General features: G+C 71.2%; 12 protein-coding genes. 3 read left to right on the forward strand and 9 right to left on the reverse strand.

Translation table 11 applies throughout. The annotated features are described in order from the left end of the window. On the forward strand, positions 1-1,746 hold the full coding sequence (locus WME79_RS38975) for a class II glutamine amidotransferase (protein ID WP_437525505.1): 1,746 nt from the start codon (positions 1-3) through the stop codon (positions 1,744-1,746). Between the two features lie 207 nt (positions 1,747-1,953). Here the strand turns inward: WME79_RS38975 and WME79_RS38980 are convergent, their stop codons facing one another. Both WME79_RS38980 and WME79_RS38985 read right to left on the reverse strand, forming a co-directional pair. Next, the gene (locus WME79_RS38980; RefSeq protein ID WP_437525506.1) at positions 1,954-4,092 is read right to left on the reverse strand and encodes a glucan endo-1,3-beta-D-glucosidase; all 2,139 of its coding nucleotides are present in this window, start codon (positions 4,090-4,092) and stop codon (positions 1,954-1,956) included. 279 nt (positions 4,093-4,371) lie between these two features. After that, positions 4,372-4,932, reverse strand: a complete 561-nt coding sequence (locus tag WME79_RS38985; protein ID WP_437525507.1) for a peroxiredoxin — start codon at positions 4,930-4,932, stop codon at positions 4,372-4,374. Between the two features lie 603 nt (positions 4,933-5,535). Between WME79_RS38985 and WME79_RS38990 the strand changes: the two genes are divergently transcribed. Both WME79_RS38990 and WME79_RS38995 read left to right on the forward strand, forming a co-directional pair. Continuing rightward, a complete protein-coding gene (locus tag WME79_RS38990; RefSeq protein WP_437540027.1) occupies positions 5,536-6,720 on the forward strand; it encodes a thiolase family protein in 1,185 nt (394 codons plus the stop codon). Then, entirely contained in the window at positions 6,717-7,592 is an 876-nt protein-coding gene (locus WME79_RS38995; RefSeq protein WP_437525508.1) for an MBL fold metallo-hydrolase, read from the forward strand. Before WME79_RS38990 ends, WME79_RS38995 begins: the two co-directional genes overlap by 4 nt. 23 nt (positions 7,593-7,615) lie before the next feature. Here WME79_RS38995 and WME79_RS39000 read toward each other — a convergent pair whose 3' ends face one another. The 7 genes from WME79_RS39000 to WME79_RS39030 all read right to left on the reverse strand — a co-directional run bounded on the left by WME79_RS39000 (position 7,616) and on the right by WME79_RS39030 (position 18,777). Beyond that, on the reverse strand, positions 7,616-8,344 hold the full coding sequence (locus tag WME79_RS39000) for a hypothetical protein (RefSeq protein ID WP_437525509.1): 729 nt from the start codon (positions 8,342-8,344) through the stop codon (positions 7,616-7,618). A gap of 368 nt (positions 8,345-8,712) precedes the next feature. Beyond that, complete coding sequence (locus WME79_RS39005; protein WP_437525510.1) at positions 8,713-10,188, reverse strand: ATP-binding protein; 1,476 nt, start codon at positions 10,186-10,188, stop codon at positions 8,713-8,715. Positions 10,189-10,293: 105 nt separating this feature from the next. Next, positions 10,294-11,571 carry an AgmX/PglI C-terminal domain-containing protein gene (locus WME79_RS39010; protein ID WP_437525511.1) on the reverse strand — a complete coding sequence of 426 codons (1,278 nt, stop codon included), beginning with the start codon at positions 11,569-11,571 and terminating at the stop codon, positions 10,294-10,296. Between the two features lie 91 nt (positions 11,572-11,662). Continuing rightward, positions 11,663-12,394: a response regulator transcription factor gene (locus WME79_RS39015; RefSeq protein ID WP_437525512.1), complete on the reverse strand. Its 732-nt coding sequence runs from the start codon at positions 12,392-12,394 to the stop codon at positions 11,663-11,665. Further along, complete coding sequence (locus tag WME79_RS39020) at positions 12,391-14,268, reverse strand: sensor histidine kinase (protein ID WP_437525514.1); 1,878 nt, start codon at positions 14,266-14,268, stop codon at positions 12,391-12,393. Before WME79_RS39020 ends, WME79_RS39015 begins: the two co-directional genes overlap by 4 nt. Before the next feature lie 312 nt (positions 14,269-14,580). Beyond that, a complete protein-coding gene (locus tag WME79_RS39025; protein ID WP_437525516.1) occupies positions 14,581-14,904 on the reverse strand; it encodes a hypothetical protein in 324 nt (107 codons plus the stop codon). A gap of 66 nt (positions 14,905-14,970) precedes the next feature. Continuing rightward, on the reverse strand, positions 14,971-18,777 hold the full coding sequence (locus tag WME79_RS39030; RefSeq protein ID WP_437525518.1) for a M23 family metallopeptidase: 3,807 nt from the start codon (positions 18,775-18,777) through the stop codon (positions 14,971-14,973). Positions 18,778-18,783: the final 6 nt, after the last annotated feature.

The following is an 18,783-nucleotide window of genomic DNA, read 5'->3' on the forward strand; positions in this document are numbered from 1 at the left end:
ATGCCGAATCTCCTCGCGATGTCGTTCGAGGGCGAGCTCGCCCCATGTTTCGATCTCACCTGCCTGCAGCCCGGACGCAAACTGCCTGACGGCTGGGGCATCGGTTACTACCCCGGCGGCGAGCCGAGCGCCTCGGTGCTCAAGGAGCCGGCGCCGCCGCAGGGGAGCATCCGCAGCGAGCTCGTCAAGGCGTGGGAGCACCTCGAGTCGTCGCTGCTCGTGCTGCACATCCGCACGGCGACGTGGGGCAGCGTCAACGATGCCAACACGCAGCCGTTCAGCCGGAGCTGGGGCGGGCGCGACTGGCTGTTCGCGCACAGCGGCAGCCTGGTCGACCGGATCGAGGTCGATCCGAAGTCGCTCTTCCAGCCGGTCGGCTCGACGGACACGGAGCTCATCCTGTGCGAGCTCATGCGCTGGATGGCGTCCGAGGGCCTCCGGAGCATCGGCGACATCGACCCGGCGGTGCTGCGCGACTGGTTCGACGAGATGAACGAGCACGGCCCCCTCACGACGGTCCTGGCCGACGGCCGCGATCTGGTGGTCTACGCGGATCGCGATCGCGAGGGGGACGCCTTCCTGTGGGAGGTGCTGCCGCCGTACGAGCGCCTCGCGTTCGGGGACGACGATCTGGAGGTCGACCTGACGCGCCGTGGGGTCAAGAGCCGCAAGGGTGTCATCGTCTCGTCGGAGGAGCTCAAGGTCCACGCGGGCGGCCGGCCGGCGGCCTGGAAGCGCGTGCCGCCGGGGCACCTCGTGGTGCTGCGGCAGGGGGCGCTCCGGGCCACGGCGTCCCCGCGCACCGACCGGCGCAAGGCGTCGTCGTCCACGCCGCCGCTCTCGTCGCGCCCGGTCCGGCGCCCCGTGCACGCGGCGATCCGCCGCTTCCAGGTGGTGCACCGCACGTCGTACCACTATGCGACCGCGGTGGAGCGCAGCACGCACCTCCTGCGGCTGACGCCGGCCCACGACCGGCTGCAGACGCTGCTGCACAACGAGATCGACGTGTCGGTCGAGGGCCAGCAGCGCGAGTACGACGACGTCTTCGGCAACCGCGCGCGGCGGGTGCTGCTCGACACGCCGTTCCATGATCTCGTCATCGAGTCGAGGTCGCGCGTGGAGCTACTCGACACCGATCCGCTGAGCTTCCGCCCGCTGCGCGCGCGGTCGACGATCCCGCTCGTGTGGATGCCGTGGCAGCGCCAGATCCTGCAGCCGTTCCTCCTGCCGCCGGAGCTGGCCGAGAGCGAGCTCGCGGAGCTCATCGAGTACGCGATGACCTTCGTGGAGCGGAACGGCTACGATCTGCTCGACACGCTGCTCGACCTCAACGCGTCGATCTTCGAGGAGTACGAGTACAAGCAGGGGTCGACCAACCTGTTCACGACGGCGTTCGACGTGTACGCGAACCGCCGCGGCGTGTGCCAGGACTTCACGAACCTGTTCATCTGCCTGACGCGGCTGCTCGGCGTGCCGTCGCGCTACGTGTGCGGGTACATCTACACGGGGCCAAAGCACGAGAACCAGCGGCAGAGCGAGGCGTCGCACGCCTGGGTCCAGGTGTACTTGCCGGAGATCGGGTGGAAGGGCTTCGACCCGACGAACGGGATCCTGACGCAGACCGATCACATCCGCGTCGCGGTCGGGCGCAACTACGTGGACGCGACGCCGACCTCGGGCACGATCTACGTGGGCGGAGGGGCGGAGCGCCTCGCGGTCGACGTGCGGGTCGAGCCCATCGACTGAGGGGCGGCCGGCTCACGGCCACAGGTGGTAGGGTGCTACTTTGGCTGAAGGTGGGGGTCTTTTGAACCGCCAAGCGCGCCAAGGACGCCAAGAACACCACAAGATTCTTGGCGTCTTATGGCGCCTTGGCGGTTCCATCATTCCGGCAGGGTGGGGGAATTCCCCCACCACCGGGCCGCGGGGCGAACGACTGCGAGGGCGGCCGGCTCAGGGCCGCGTGGCGATCCAGTAGAGGAGCGCGGTCCGGCTGAGGCCGTCGTCGAGCGTGGTGAGCGCCTGCGCGTCCTCCCAGGCCGCCTCCTTGTCGACGGTCGCGTGCGCCGCGATCAGGAACGCTTTCCAGGGGTCCTCCGCGTCCTGCGTGGTCTCCGAGATCACGGGCCACGCGTCCTGGATCCAGTCCTTGGAGATGAGCGACTCCGAGATCGGCGTGATCGGGAGCAGCTGGATCCCATAGACGTACTCGGGGTTGGCGCCGAACCACGTCCCGAAGTCAGCCTTCGTGGACCAGAGCACGCCGACAGCGCCGTTGTTCTTGAACGGCTCGGGGTAAACGGTGCTGTCCGCGGTCACCTGCCAGTACGTCTGCGCCGAGGCCGTCTCCACGGCGAGGAGCACCCGGCCGAGGTTCTCCACGTCCTCGTTCTCGAGCGCCTCGCCGAGGAGCTGCATGCTGTACCAGGCGTTGACGGCCTCGGAGGTCGACTCCTGGTTGCGGCCGTCCGCGAACGGGAACAGCCCTGACGCCCACGAGTGGCCCCTGAACCAATCCATGCTGCGGAACGGCGTGAAATACGTGTCCTTGGCGCTCGGGTTGGCGATGTCCCGGACGAGCCAGAGCGCCTTGTCCCCGTACTCCTCGCGCCACGCCTCATCGCTCTTCGCCAGCACGGCCGCCGCGTAGAGGAAGTAGCCGTAGTGGAAGTGGTGATCGTTGTAATACGCCTGGCCGAAGTCGGCGGCCTCGTCCGTCAGGCCCTTGGTCGTCACGAGGCCGCCCCAGGTCGTGTCGTAGACGAGGGGGTTGTCGTTCTGGCCGTTGAGCCACGGGTTGAGGCGCGACTTGAGCCGCGCCCTGAGCTCCTCCGCGAGATCCGCCTTGCCGACCACCTCGGCGATCTGCGCGAGGCGCGCGAGCTTCGCGATCTGCTTGCCTCCGAAATAGGGGTCTGTCCCGGCGACCGTCTCGTCGGGCATGAACCCCTTGTCCTCCTCGAGGGCCGCGACGATGTCCGGGCCCCAGTCGTCCGAGGCGCGGCGCGGGGCGTCCCAGCCGATCGTGCTGAGCTCGTACTTGAGGTCCCAGCTCGCGCCGGAGATGCCCTTCATCTGGCCGATCACGGTCGGGTACGAGACGTCCGCCGTCTTGTACATATCGAGCTTGGCCATGTGATGCGGCAGCGCCATGGTCAGGAGATCGCCCTCGCCCTCGGTCTTCCAGACGAAGCGCACCGTGGCGGTGTCTTCGGTGACCGAGGCCTCGATGTCGCCGCCGACCGGGATCGCAGCGGCGTGGTCGTCGAGCGCGGCCGCGGCGTTCGGCCCGGGGACGAGCGCGAGGCGGAGCGAGCCCTCGTACGGCTCATCCGCCGTCATGGAGAGGGCGTCCCACTCGAGGCTGATCTCGGGGAACGCATAGAGCACCCACGTCTGGCCGTTGTTGAGCGAGATCTCGAATCGGTCCCCCGTGACCGTGGTGGGGCTCGTCGACTCGCCGTTGACCTCGGTGATCGCCACGCCGTCGCCGGCGCGGACGGAGGGGGCGAGCCCGTCGTAGGTGGCCGTCACGTACGGCATCCCGTACACGATGGGCGCCGTCATCGTGCCGCCCTCCGCCGCCCACTCCACGGTGACCGAGAGGAGATCGGCCGACTTGACGGTGTGGCCGGCGAAGGCCTGGCGCGCGCTGAGCGCGAGCTGCGTCAAGTCCGCCGAGGTGACGGCCGTGCTCTCCACCACGACGTCGGGCCGGGAGATCGAAAGCGCCTGTCGGACCGCCTTGAGGTCGTACGGCGCGGCGTTGATCCGCTGATCGCCCTCGCCGAGAGCGAAGTTCATCCAGGTGGCGTTCGTGGGGAGCGGGGCCTTGAGATCGGCCAGCACGGCGCCCGGCGCGAGCGGGTGCTCCGCTTCCGTGAACTCCGGAGCGACGTCCGACAGCGGCTTGCTGCGGTCGAGATCCCACGTCTCGACCGGCACGCCGCCGGCGCCGCCGGTGCCGCCGGCGCCGCCGTCCCCCCCGCTGCCTCCGCCGCCGTCGCCCTCGGTCACCTTGGGCGGCGGCGCGTCATCGCCGCACGCGGCGATCGCGGAGAGGCAGCTCAGCAAAGCAAAAGTCCGTAGCATCGGATGCTTCAACATCATAATCCAGTTCCCTCACTCCCTCGCTCCAGCGCTCATCGCTCCACCTGCCACGAAGCGGATCGAGAGATGAGCCCTGGTGTCGTGGTAACTTCATCGATTTGCAAGCAACGGTACAGATTCTTTCATGAAGCGCCGGGCCCGTCCAGCTTGGCGAGCGCGCCATCCCCGCGCCGGAGGCCCTCGCGATGCCATGCATCAGGCGATCGACAGCCCGCACGCCGCGAGTCGGCTATGTCGTTGTCCGACGGTTCATGCGGTCCTTTATCGAGTCTTCGCAGGCGCCTTGGCCGCGCTCTTCGCAGGCGCCTTGGCTGCGCTCTTCGCGGTCGCCCGTGCTTCAGGCGCGGGCGGCGCCTCGCGGCCGCCGCCGCGCACGAGCGCGAGCACCTCGTCCGCGTGTCCGTCGACCTTCACGGCGCTGAAGGCGTGCTTCACCGCGCGGTCGGGGCCGATGATGAAGGTGCTCCGGATGGTGCCCATCACCTTCTTGCCGTACATCGACTTCTCGCCGTAGACACCGTAGGCGTTGTGCGCGGCGAGATCCGGATCGCTGAGGAGCGTCACCCCGAGATCGTATTTGTCCCTGAACTTCCGGTGGCGTTCAACGGAGTCGCGGGAGACGCCGAGCACGACGGCGCCGGCCTCGGCGAAGGCGCGCAGGGCCGCGGAGAAGGCCTGGGCCTCGCGCGTGCAGCCGGGCGTGTCGTCCTTTGGATAGAAGTAGAGGACGACCGTCTTGCCCGGGAAATCCGCGAGGCCCACTGTCTTACCGCTGTCGCTTTCGAGAGAGAAGTCGGGGGCACGATCGCCTGCATTCACCATCGCTCGTTCGCTCCTTGTCCGCCCGGGCGCAGGGAGGACAGCCCCCCTTCCCCATCGGCGCGCACGATATCACGCGACGTCCCCGGCGTACCACATAGCGCCCCCCGGCGCGCGCCAGCGTCGCCGCGCGCCGCGCCGAGGCGACGAGGCGCCGAGTCAGCGGGGCCTCGGCCCGGAGGGCGCGGGCGCTCAGGGCCAGCCCGGATCCGGCTCGGGCGGAGCTTGGATTCCGTCCGAAAGCGGCCGCACCTCGACAGCGCTCCACGCGCGGTTTTCCGCGCCTGCGCGCGGCCGCGGCGACCGTCCCGCGAGGCGCGGCGCGCGGGCGCGATGGACGACTGCGTGGCGACATACGATCTCGATGGAATCGCGAGGAGCCGGGCCGCGAAGAGCCCGGCCGGCGGAGCGAGGCAGGGGGGCGATCGATGTGAACCCGCGAACCGAACGAACCGCGCAGGCAACCGCGCACGCGACCGTGCAGGCAGCGGAGCGTCCCCGGGGCCGGCTTGCCCCCCCAGGGCAACCGAGGTACCCAAGACACATTCGCAAGGCGCATGGCCGGCGTCATCGAATGAAATGGCATCAGCGCTGCTGGAGGAGATCATGACCCTGCCCGTCCCCGTGTACATCGTCGCAGCGGCCCGGACGCCGATCGGCGCGTTCCAGGGCGCACTCTCGCCCTTGCCCGCCCCCCGCCTGGGTGAGGTCGCCATCCGGGCGGCGCTCGAGCGGGCAAAGCTGTCTCCGGAGGCCGTCGAGGAGGTGTTCCTCGGCAATGTCCTGTCCGCCGGTATCGGGCAGGCTCCGGCCCGGCAGGCCGCCATCTTCGCCGGCATCCCGAGCAAGGTGCCGGCCACCACCGTGAGCAAGGTCTGCGGCTCGGGCCTCCAGGCCGTCATCTTCGGCGCGAAGACGGTGGCGCTCGGCGACGCGGACGTCGTCGTCGCCGGCGGCATGGAGTCGATGTCGAACGTGCCCTACTACCTCCCGCAGGCGCGCTCCGGCTACCGCATGGGCGACGGCAAGCTCGTGGACGGCATGATCCACGATGGCCTCTGGGACCCGTACGGCAACTTCCACATGGGCACCGCGGGCGACGCGTGCGCCAGGGAGCACGGCTTCTCGCGGGAGGCGCAGGACGAGTACGCGAAGGAGAGCTTCCGCCGCGCGGTCGCGGCCCAGCGCGAGGGGCTCTTCGCCGCCGAGATCGCGCCCGTCTCCGTCCCCCAGAAGAAGGGCGACGCGGTGGTCGTGAAGGAGGACGAGGGCCCGCCTGCCGGCAAGCCCGAGAAGTTCGCGTCCCTGAAGCCCGCGTTCCAGAAGGACGGGACGATCACCGCGGCCAACGCGTCGTCGATCAACGACGGCGCGAGCGCGCTCATCCTGGCGAGCGAGCGCGCCGTCAAGGAGCACAAGCTGACGCCGCTCGCGCGGATCGTCGGCTACGGCGGCGCCGCGCAGGCGCCCGAGTGGTTCACGACGGCGCCGGCCGCGGCCATCGCGAACACCACGAAGAAGCTCGGCATCCCGACGGACCAGATCGACCTCTTCGAGGTGAACGAGGCGTTCGCCGTGGTGGCGCTCGCGGTGAACAAGCTCTCCGGGCTCGACGCCCAGAAGGTCAACGTCCGCGGCGGCGCGGTCGCGCTCGGCCACCCGATCGGCGCGAGCGGGGCGCGCATCCTGACGACGCTGCTCTTCGCCATGAAGGACCGGAACGCGAAGCGCGGCCTGGCCACGCTCTGCATCGGCGGCGGCGAGGCGCTCGCGGTCGTCGTGGAGCGGTGATCCGCCCGCAGCCCGTCGGGCACGGCGTGCGCGGCGTGGAGGCCTTCCCCGCGCGCACACCGACCCTGCCGCCCGCGACCCACACGAACAGCTACGCGCTCGGCGGCGGCGAGGTGCTGCTCGTCGAGCCGGCCACGCCGTACGAGGACGAGCGCCGGGAGTGGCTCGCGTGGGCGCGCGGCTTCGCCACCCAGGGGCGGTCGATCGTGGCGATCGCGGTGACCCACCACCACGCCGACCACGTCGGGGGGGCGCGCTTCTTCGCGGCCGAGCTCGGCTTGCCGGTCTGGGGGCACGCCGAGGCGGCCCCGCGCCTCCCGGGCGTCCCGCTCGCGCGCCGCCTCTCGGACGGGGAGGTGGTGCGGCTCGGCGGGCCGGAGCCGACGGCGCTGCGGGTGCTCCACACGCCGGGGCACGCGCCGGACCACCTCTGCTTCCTCGACGAGGCGCAGGGCGCCCTGGTCTGCGGCGACATGGTGGCCGGCGAGGGGACCATCCTGATCGATCCCCGGGAGGGCGACATGGCGGAGTACCTCGCGCAGCTCGAGCGGCTCGCGGGGCTCGGGGCGCGGGTCGCCCTGCCGGCGCACGGCGGGCCGATCGACGCGCCGGAGGCGCTGTTCCGGCGCTACATCGCGCACCGGCTGGGGCGGGAGCGGCTGGTGCTCGCGGCGCTCGAGGCGGCCAGCGAGGGCGGCGCGGGCGGCACGTCGATCGAGGCGCTCTTGCCGGTCGCCTACGCGGACACGGCGCAGCTCGTCTGGCCGCTCGCGCGGCTGAGCCTCGAGGCTCACCTGATCAAGCTGGAGCGCGAGGGGCGGGTGGTGCGCCGCGAGGACCGATGGCGGCGCGCGGCGGGAACGGGCGCCTGACCGTACGGCCGGGCGGAGCCGGGTCACTTCGCGGAGGCGTCGCCCTTCGCGCGCCGCGCGTCGCGGTCGCGCTGCCGGTCGGCGATCCGGCGTGCCCGCTCGGCCCGCTCGGAGGCGATCTGGCTCGGGGATTTCGTGCCTGCCTTGATGGACTCCGCAGCCCAGAACTTCGCGGCCTCCTTGCTCGACATGGCGCAGTCGTCGCCCTCGTTGCAGCTCATGCGCGGGCTCTGCCGCTGCGCGCTCTCCGGCGTCAGGGCGGCGCGCTCCCTCCCCTGGGCAGCGGCCGCCCCGGCCGACCGCCCTGCCCACGCGCGGCGCGCCCCGGCGCTCGAGGCGGTGCACTCCCCGGCCTCGCTGCAGTTCATGCGCGACTCGGCCTTGGTCTTGAGCGGCGAGGCGCTCGTGCCGGCCGACGCCGCGCGCCCCGCAGCGGCGCGCGCCTCTCCGCGGGTCCGCTGGGCGGCCGCCGCGCGAGAGGGGCAGTCCGCGCCGGTATCGGAGCAGCGGATCCGCTCCTGTCCGTGAGAGAAGCGGCTCGGCAACGCGCGCTCTGCGCGCTCGGAGCGCCACTGCCGCCCGGCGGCCTGGTCCCGCGGCTTGTAACGGTAGATCCGGTCCACCGTGTCGCCGCGCGACCTGAGGACCTCGATGTGCCGCGGCGCGCGCGCGGCGCGGCCGCCCTCGGCGAGCGCCACGCCGGCGCAAAGGGACACGGCGACCAGGGTGGTGACCACGGCGGATACTTTCATTGGTGCTCCTCGCTCTCCACAGCGTGGGTGGACGACCCACAGCGTTCCCACGAGCCTCGCCTGCATGGGCTCGCCGGCCGTGAGCGAGACGCAAGCAAGAGTGACACCATCACGGAAATACGGGAAATCAGGCTGGACTCAATGAGGCCGTCACACGATTAACGCCTCCGCCGGGCGCGGGCCGTCAGCGCGCCGCGCCTGGTCAGACCCATTGCATCTGGAGACACATGAATCACCCACCCAGCCAAGCCGGAGGGATTGCATGGCAAGGGCTGCTCAAAGCTCCCGGCCTGTGGCGGTCGAAGTCAGGGGTGTTGTCGCATCGGTCTCCACTCCAGCAGCGAGCGCCTCGTGCACCGCCTCTCCCGTCAGGACGCACGCGGCAGCTCGACCCGGAACACCGAGCCTGCGCCCGGCTCGCTCTCGACGAGGAGGCGGCCGCCGTGCGCCTCGACGATGCGCTTCGCCACGGCGAGCCCGAGGCCCGTCCCCGGGATCGCGCCCGCCGACGCCTTGAGCCGCCGGAACGGCTCGAAGAGGTGCGCCAGATCCGCCGGGTCGATCCCGACCCCGCGATCGCGAACCGCGATCTCGGCGCGGCCCGTGTCGCCGTGGATCGCCACGTCGACCTGGCCGCCGGCGGGAGAGTACTTGAGCGCGTTCGACAGGAGGTTGTTGAGCACCTGCTCGATCCGGGTCGCATCGCAGCGGACGAGCACCGGCGCCTCGGGGAGCGAGAGCTCGATCGGGTGCTCCGGCGAGACCGGGCGGTAGAGCTCGACCGCCTCTTGCACGAGCTCGCGCAGATCGCGGTCCTCGACCCGGAGGTCGAGCTTGCACGCCTCGATCTGTGACGCATCAAGGAGGTCCCCGACCATGCGATCGAGGCGATCGACCTGCCGTCCGACGAGCGCCATGGTCCGCTGCACGCGCGGCTCCGACGGGGGGCCTCCGTCGTTGAGGAAGCCGACCGACAGCCGGAGCGCCGAGAGCGGATTCCTGAGGTCGTGCGCCACGCCGCCGAGGAACGCGAACTGCGCCTCGCGCTGGCGCTCGAGCGACTCTGCCGTGCTGTTGAAGGCCCGCGCGATGTCCCCGAGCTCGCGCGGCCCGACGAGCGGCGCGCGCGCGGCGCGGTCCCCCGCGCCGTAGCGGCCAATCGCCTCCTGGATCGCGACGATGGGGCCGTAGACGAGCCGCCGCGCGCTGATGAGGACCAAGGACGCGCCGGCCATGAAGAAGATGACGGCCGCGACGCCGGCGGCGGTGGCGCGCCGTCCCAGACGCTCGATGAGCGCCTGGGAGGCACGGGCCTGATGGAGGTTGATCTCGACCAGGCGGTCGAGGGCCTTGAACGCCTCGTCGAAAGCGAGCGAATCGATGGCCGGCGCCGGCGCCTCCGACGAGGGAGATGAGCCGCCGGCATTGGCGGCTCGACGCCCGACGAGGTATTCGTCGACGCGCCGCTCTGCGTCGACGAGCACGCCGCTCTCTTCCTGGCTGCTCACATAACGGTGAGCCTCCGCAAGGCCCTTCCTTAGCTCGATCTCCCATTCGTGGAAGGTGGAGATCGGCCCGCCGCTGGCGGACCCGGCGCCGCGGTTGCTCTGATGCGCATCGAGGAGGAGGTCGATCTGCAGGCTGTGCACCAGGCGGACGCTCTCGATCGCGTCGCCGAGGATCCCGGTGGCCTGCTGCATGGTCGTCGAGGCGACCATGAGCGCGGCGGCCACGGCGATCGCCGCGCCCGTGAGGAGAAATGTCGCGACCCCGAGGAGCGTGCTCAGGCTTGGCTGCCTCGAGGAGCCGAGCTCTGAGGGGCGCCGCGCCGCTGCTGAGTCCATGGTGTCGATTGGTCCGGTTTCGCGCCCGAGGCAACTCGGGCGCACCGTCGCCCCCGAGCGGCGCGGCCCTCCGCGCTCGCCAGCGGGCGCGGCGCGTCTCCGCCCTCAATCGCCGGGGGAGAACTCGATCGGATAGACGACCGTTGTCTTCTTCCCGATGGCCGGGAACCGCAGGGCCCTCGTCGCCTCCACCATGCAGCGATCCGTCGCCGCGTCGCGCAGCGTCGCCGTGGCCGCGTCGACGACGACGTCGATCGCCGTCCCGTCACCGCGGATCGCGAACGAGAGCGGGACCTTCCCCGCCGCGTCCGGGCGCCGCCCGAGCAGCGCCTCGTAGCAGGTCCGGAACGCCGGGAAGCCCGTCCGCACCACGGCCTGGATCTCCGCCTGCGTGAGGTCGGCCGACAGCGGCACCGCGACCGGCCCGGCGGGCAGCTCCTCCATCGCGGCGAGCGCCTCCTCGACCGCGGGGAGCTGCGCCTGGCGCGGCGCGGCGATCAGGATCGCGGGCGGCGCCCCGCCGCGCTCGCGCACCGCGATGAGCCCCTCGCCCTTCTCGAGCCGCGCGACGATGTCCGCGGCGGGCAGCGGCAGGTCCGCGTCGTACCGCGCCGGGATGCGCTGGTTGCCGAGATCGAAGTAGAAGACCGCGAGGCTCGACCCGAGCTGCGGCCGGACGCTCGGGATCTGGACCCAGCCGTCGGTCCAGGACCCCATGGTGCGGGTCGCCACCTCCTCGCAGCGCGGGCAGGCCCCCTTCCGGAGCGCGCGGATCGCGGCCGGGATCGCGAAGGTCCGGAGACGGTCGCTCACCTCCGAGCTCCCGCCGAACGCAAGCAGCTGGATCGTGACCTCCCGTGGGCCCGACTCGGGCACGGGGAAATACCGCGCGAGCGCGCGGGCGAACGGCGATGCGAGCGTGTCGTCGCTCGGCTCCTCGGGCAGCGGCTGCTCCTCGCTCCCGGTGACCAGGAGGCGCAGGCGCTGCTCGGCGACCCTCCGGAGCGTCCAGTGCTCGCTGACGAGATGCTCGCCGAGGAGCGACTCCACGGCGGCGATCGCGGCCTCCTGGTCGCCCTCCGCCTCCAGCGCCCGGCTCATCGCGAGCCTCGCCTGATCGCGCTGTTCCGTCGTCACCGCCGGATCGGCGAGCACCTCGGAGAGCGCCTGCCGCGCGGCGGCGATCTCCCGGCCCACGTCCAGCCGGCGCTCGGCCTGCTCGATCGCGAGCGAGAGGTCGCGCCGCCTGTCCGTGCCGACGCCGGGGTCGACGTGCGCCTCGGTGCCAGGCGCGGCGGTCTCCGGCTCCTCCATGCACGCGGCGAGCGAGAGCAGACCGGCGGCGATGGCGGCAGCGGCAACGCGATGATGGATGGTGTTCATGGCGATCCTTGTCCTCCTGCGCACAGCCCGTTTGCGGGGGCGCGTGAGGGACAGTCTGCGCACTGGCCTTGTTGGCTCCGTCTTCGCCATGTCACCGTTCTGTCTCTGGCGCCGGAGCGCGTGTGAACCGGTAGCCGGCGCCGCGAACGGTCACGAGGTGCCGCGGCGATTTCGGGTCGGGCTCGAGCTTCGCGCGCAGGCGGTTGATGAAGTTGTCGACGGTGCGATCGGTCCCGAAGTAGTCCGCACCCCAGACCGCGTCGAGGATGCGCTGGCGCGGCAGGAGCGCGCCTTCGCGCTCGACGAAGAAGCGCAGGAGCTTCATCTCGAGCGCCGTGAGCTCGACGGGCGCGCCGCGCCGCTCCACGCGGTGGGCGCGGAAATCGATGACGACCTCCGCGAACTGCACGAGGGCGCGCTCGGCCTCGCCGAGCCGCCGCCGCCGTAGCGCCGCGTCGACGCGGGCGAGGAGCTCGGAGACGCCGAACGGCTTCACGATGTAGTCGTCCGCGCCGAGCCGGAGCCCCCGCACCTTGTCCTGCTCCTCGCCCTTGGCCGTGACCATCAGGATGGGCAGGTCGGCGTCGTGCCGGCGGAGCTCCTCGCAGATCTCGAAGCCGTTCATCCCGGGCAGCATCACGTCGAGCAGCACGAGGTCGGGCCGCGCGGCGAGCGCCATCGAGAGCCCCTCGGCGCCGGTCTTCGCCACCTCGACGCGGAAGCCCGCGGAGCGCAGCGTCTTCTGGAGGCCGAGGCGCAGCGTGGGGTCGTCTTCGACGACAAGGACGGTCTCCAGCCTGCCTTCGGGCGTCTTCTGGCTCATGACGTCGGCCCCTTCAACCCTGCTGTTCCGGGCGGCCTTGGGATCCACAAGGTGAACACAGCGCCGCGGCCCGGCTCGCTCTCGACGCGGGCGCTGCCGCCGTGCGCGCGGGCGACGTGCCGGACCAGCGACAGCCCGATGCCGCTGCCGGAGACGGCGCGGCTCAGCCGGTCGTCGGCGCGCTCGAACGGCTCGAAGATGCGGCGCTTGTCGCGCCGGGCGATGCCCGGGCCGCGGTCCTCGACGGCGATCGCGACACCGCCCCGCTCGCGCGTGACGCGGACGCGGTAGGGGGCGGCGAGCGGCGCGTACTTCAGGGCGTTTGCGAGGAGGTTGTCGACGGCGAGCTGGATCTGGCCCGCGTCGATGCTCGCCTCCGCGGCCGGGTCGAGCTCGCGCACGACCCTGGGCATCTCCGGGTTCCGCTCCTCGAACGTGTCGATCGAGGCCGCGACCGCCTCGGCGACGCGGGACGGGGAGCGCTCGGCTGCCGCGCGTCCGGCCATCATCCGGCTGAAGCCGAGCAGCCGCTCCACGGTCTCGCCGAGCCGCCGCGACTCGCGCCCGAGCGCCTCGAACACCTCGCCGTGCTCCTCCGGCGCGAGCCGCCCCTCCTCGAGCAGCTCCGAGAGCATGCGCACCGACGCGATCGGCGTCCGGAGCTCGTGGGAGACGGCGGCGACGAAGTCGGTGCGCAGCTCGCTGGAGCGCCGGGCTGCGCGCATGCGCGCGAACAGGAGCGCGGCGAGCCCGAGGGCGAGCGCGGCGGCGGCGGCGCCGACGCCGACGAGCAGCCGCTTGCCCACCGCCGCGTGCCGCTCCACGGCCGCCGGATCCGCGGGCGAGAGCCGCACGGCAAGCTCGGGCGCGATCGGCAGGAAGGCCGCGGGCGCTCCGCCGAGCTCGGTCGCGACGGGCGCGAGGCCGGCCGCGCCGACGGCTGTGGCCCCGGCGAGGACGTCGGCGCGGACGTCGGGCGGCAGCGGGCGCGCGTCACCGCGGAGCCATCCGGCGAGCGAGCCGGCGTGGATCACGAAGCCGGCGGAGCGCCCGTCCGGGAGCGACCGCAGCGCGCCCGAGAACGCACCGGCGCGGAACGAGGCGAGCCCGCGGGCGTCGGGGGGCGCGCGGAGCGTGGCGTCGAGGCCTCCGCGCCGGAGCTCGGCCACGAGCGCGTCCCGCTCCGGACGCGGGGCCGCGAGGGCCGCGCGCGCCCGCTCGCGCGGCTCCCCCGAGAGCGCGGCGTCCACCTCGATCGCGGTGGCCTTCCGCTCCGGCTCGGAGAGCCCCGCCGCGTGCGCCTCGAGCCATGCGGCGACGGCGTCCTGGTCGGCGGCGCGCTCTTCGCCGGCGTGGAGCGCGTCGAGCGCGAGGACGGGCCAGAGCCATCGCCCGGCGGGCGACCGGGCCTCGTCGCAGCGTGCGAGGAAGTCGCGCCGCGCGCCGATGCGGTCCTCGGCGTCCGGCCCGGCGGCGGCGCGGGCGAGCGCGGTGCATTCCTCGGGCGCGGGCGCGGCGGGCAACGTGGCCTGGGGCGGCAGCAGCACGGAGCGATCCGGCGCGAGCAGCACCGGCGCGGCGAACGGCGGCGCGATCGCGGCGAGCGCCGCTGCGGCGGCGTCGGGGTGGCCGTTGGCGGGGCCGTCCATCGGGAGGGCGGCGAGGGCGGCTGCGGCGCGATCGGTCTCCTGTTCGAGCGCGCGCGATAGGCGGGCAGAGGCGGTGGACAGCCCGAGCGCCACCTCGCGGCGCGCGCCGTCAGCCTCGTTGGCGAGAGCCCGCAGGCCGAGGACGCCGACGCAGATCGCGGGCACGCTCGCGGCGGCCGCGAAGAGCGCCCAGTCGCGCAGGCGGCTGGCCCGAGGGGAAAGCACGGGGCGCAGGATCGCACGGGAAGGTCACCGGAGTGTCACGGGCTCACGGGCGGGGAAGAGGTGAGCGGCGCTCGCCGGCGCTCGCCGGCGCCACCGCGGCCACCGGCGGCGGCGCCGGCGATCTCTCCGGCTCGCCCAAGCAGGCGCTTGTGAAGCTTCATGCCAGTTCGCGCTCATGAGAATCGTCCGACCTGAGCGACGATCTCGGTGGCGAGGTCACGGATTGCGAAAGACGCTGCACAACGTCGTGGCGACAATCACCGGGCAAAGCCCGTCTGACGCATCGCCTCGCTGGGCCGCAGCCGTCAGCCGTCAGGACAGCACATCGGTGGCAGTCTTCGCCCCGAGGACGTTATCGATCCAGCGGTCGAGGATCGCGATGTCCGAGCATGCGTGAATGCGCGCGCTCTCGTTCGCGTTCAGCGCGATCCCCACGCGCGCAAGCAGCCGAAGCAGCGTGTCCCGCTTGCCCTTGAGCTCGCCCTCACGCAGGCCCTTGAGCTCGCTGCGATCCATGAGCTCCCGCACGAACGGAAACCTCGCCTCGTCTTCGATCTGCCGTTCCATCACCAACGCCTCCAGAGCCCGCCGCATGGGCTCACGCAACCCGCTCCAGATGACATGAAAGTAGACCATGGCGTGCTCCTGGCGAGCTCGGCTCAACAGCGCGCGCTGATGATGGGCGGTGTCACGGCGCGGGTGTCACTGGCACGCCTGGGCGGCCGTGTTCCGGCGGAGCCCGCAGGCAAAAGCGCCACCGCCACCGCCGCAGCTGAAGACGCTGCAGTACTCGTGCACCTCCCTGTACCCATTGGAGTAGGTTTTTACCTCGCAGTCCGCAAGGCTGTAGTCGCACACCTCCTGGCAGCGGATCGGGCCGGTCGTCCCATCGTTCGTGTCCGTGCACGGCCGCTCGTCGAGCTGGGTAGTCGACGTGAAGCCCACGTCCGCTTGATCATCGAAGTGCCCCGTGCAGAAATGCGCGTCGGTGACCGTGCCCTCGAGATAGCTCCGGATGTCTGGCGAGAAGAAGGGCACCGGGTTCGGCGCCTTGTTGTCGGCGACGCGGCGGACCTCGAAGTGCAGGTGGTCGTTGTTTGGCCAGTCCGACGACTCGCCGATCTCCTGCCCGGGCACGACGAGATCGCCCTCCGCGACCAGGGTCGACGCAGCGTGCCCGTAGATGACGTACACCGAGCCATAGCGGATCGTCAGATCGATCTGGGCGGGCGCCCCGCGGGCGATGGGGTACCTGCCCGTGCAGGCGTTTGGCCCGGCGCACATGACCCTTCCATAGCCGACCGAGTACAAGGGGCTGCGCGCCGGGACGGAGAAGTCGAGCCCGCTGTGGTTGCCGGAGGTGTGCGTGTAATAGACGGTCTGGAGCACGACCGAAGTGCACGTATGGCCGAAGTACTGCCCCATGGGCGGCGCATCCCCGTTCGGCATCGTGGTGGGGTGATTGCAGAACGTGGGCACCTTCGTGTCGCTGAGCTCGTCGCCGGGCCCCACCTGGCCGCAGCCGGTGGTCGGACCTCCGGCGCCGGCGCCCGAGACCGACGCGTTCGTGATGGTCGCGCCCTCATCGTACAGGCTGGTGTCCAGCTCGAGCGGGTAGGTGGGCGTTGCGCTGCTCGTGTGGAACACGGTTCCGTTCTTCAGGTAGCGGACCTGGCCGCTCTGCAGCTCGACGCGGAAGACGTCGCCGGCCTGGTAGGTCCCGAAGTACCCCTGTCCATGGCCCTGCTCGTAGATCTCCAGTCCCCCATCGCCGCGCAGGTAGATCGCGTAATCGATGTCTCCATACCCCTGATCGGCGTCCCCGTGGCCAAGGCCCGCTATCTTGTACCGGTTCGCCTCGTTCGTGGAGAACTCCACGTAGCCGTCGTCCGACGCGATCTGCTGGACCGACGAGGCCCCGGCATGCCAGCCCCAGCCGGCGGCGCGCGCCAGCGAACTCCCGCTCGCCGGGGCATGGCGGACGTTCTTCCAGAACCCCGGCGGCATGCAGTTCGTGTCCCCGGCCGCGCAGCTCACGACCTGGGCACCGGTGACGGTAGCGCCCTCGTGGTTCAGGCTGGTGTCCAGCCCGAGCGGGTAGGTGGGCGCCGTCAGGCTTGTATGGAATGCCAGCCCGTTCTTGCGGTAGCGCACCTGGCCATTGAACACCTCGACACGGAAGACGTCGCCGGCCTGGTAGGTCCCGAAGTACCCCTGTCCAACCCCCTGCTCGTAGATCTCCAGGCCTCCATCGGCGCGCAGGTAGATCCCGTAATCGATGTCGCTGTAGCCCTGATCGGCGTCGCCGCGGCTGAGGCCCGCCATCTTCTGGAGGTTCGCCTCGTTCGTGGAGAACTCCACGTAGCCGTCGCCCGCCTCGATCTGCTCGGCCGACGAGGCCCCGGCGTGCCAGCCCCAGCCGGCAGTGCGCGTCAGCAAGCCTCCGTTGGCGGTGGCATAGCGGACGTTCTGCCATAGCCCGGGGGGCATGCAGCTCGTGTCCCCGGCCGCGCAGCTCACGACCTGGGCGCTGGCGACGGTCGCGCCTTCGTGGTTCAGGCTGGTGTCCAGCCCGAGCGGGTAGGTGGGCGCCGTGGTGCTCGTGTGGAACACCATCCCATTCTTGCGGTAGCGCACCTGGCCGTTGAACACCTCGACGCGGAAGACGTCCCCGAGCTCGTATGTCCCGAAGTATCCCTGTCCATAGCCCTGCTCGTAGACCTCCAGGCCCCCGTCGTCGCGCAGGTAGATCGCGTAATCGATGTCTCCGAAGCCCTGGTCCGTGTCGCCGTGGCCGAGGCCCGCCATCTTCTGGAGGTCCGCCTCGTTCGTGGAGAACTCCACGTAGCCGTCGCCCGCCTCGATTTCCTCGGCCGACGAGGCCCCAGCGTGCCAGCCCCAGCCGGCGTCGCGGGTCAGCAGGCTTCCGTTCGCCGTGGCGTAGCGGACGTTCTTCCATTCCTGCGGCGGCATGCAGTCCTCGTCCCCTGCCGCGCAGCTCATGATCTGGGCGCCGGTGACGGTCGCGCCCTCGTGGTTCAAGCTGGTGTCCAGCCCGAGCGGGTAGGTGGGCGCCGTGGTGCTCGTGTGGAATACAAGCCCGTTCTGCCGGTAACGCACGTGACCGTTGAACACCTCGACGCGGAAAACGTCGCCCGGCTGGTACGTCCCGAAGTACCCCTGTCCAACCCCCTGCTCAACGATCTCCAGGCCTCCATCGGCGCGCATGTAGATCGCGTAATCGATGTCCCCGAAGCCCTGATCGGCGTCACCGTGATTGAGGCCAGCCATCTTCTCGAGGTTCGCCTCGTTCGTGGAGAACTCCACGAACCCATCGCCGCCCTCGATCTGCTCAGCTGACGAGGCGCCGGCATGCCAGCCCCAGCCGGCGCTTCGCGTCAGCAAGCCTCCGTTGGCGGTGACGTAGCGGACGTTCCTCCACAACCCCGGCGGCATACAGCTCGTGTCCCCGCCCGCGCAGCTCGCGACCTGGGCGCTGGTGATGGTCGCGCCCTCGTGGTTCAGGCTGGTGTCGAGCCCGAGCGGGTAGGTGGGCGCCGTGGCGCTCGTGTAGAACACGAGCCCGTTCTTGCGATAACGCACCTGGCCGCTGAACGCCTCCACGCGGAAGACGTCGCCGGCCTGGTAAGTCCCGAAGTAGCCTTTCCCAACCCCCTGCTCGACGATCTCCAGTCCTCCATCGGCGCGCAGGGAGACCGCATAGTCGATGTCCCAGTAGTCCTGATCGGCGTCGCCGTTGCTGAGGCCCGCCATCTTCTGGAGGCTCGCCTCGTTCGTGGAGAACTCCACGAACCCATCGCCGGCCTCGATCTGCTGGACCGACGAGGCCCCAGCATACCAGCCCCAGCCGGGGCTGCGCGTCAGCAAGGTCCCGTTCGCCGGGGCGTAGCGGACGTTCTTCCAGAACCCCGGCGGCATGCAGCTCGTATCCCCGGCCGCACAGCTCGTGACCTGGGCGCTGGTGACGGTCGCGCCCTCGTCGTGCAGGCTGGCGTCGAGCGCGAGCGGGTAGGTGGGCTCGGTGTGGCTCGTATAGAATACAACCCCATTCTTGCGGTAACGCACCTGGCCATTGAACACCTCGACGCGGAAGACGTCGCCGGCCTGATAGGTCCCGAAGTAGCCCTGCCCAGCCCCCTGCTCGAGGATCTCCACGCCCCCGTCGGCGCGAAGGAGCACCCCGTAATCGATGTCCCAGAACGACGGGCTCTCATCGCCGTGGCTCAACCCGGCGATCTTGGTCCGATTCGCCTCGTTCGTGGAGAACTCGACGAACCCGTCACCCGCCTCGATCTGCTGGACCGACGAGGCGCCGGCGCTCCAGCCCCAGCCCGGGCCGCGGGTGAGGGCGCCGCCCGACACCTGCACCTCGACGGCGTTGTTCCAGAAGGCGGTGGCGCCCTCTGTAGCCCGCGCGTCTCCCGCGCTCGCGATGGTGCTCCCGAGGGCGAGCGCCGCGAGGAGCGCGCCTTTGTAAAGTCTCCTCATGATGCG

The organism is Sorangium sp. So ce726 (assembly GCF_051521405.1).
Taxonomy (GTDB): Bacteria; Myxococcota_A; Polyangia; order Polyangiales; family Polyangiaceae; genus Sorangium.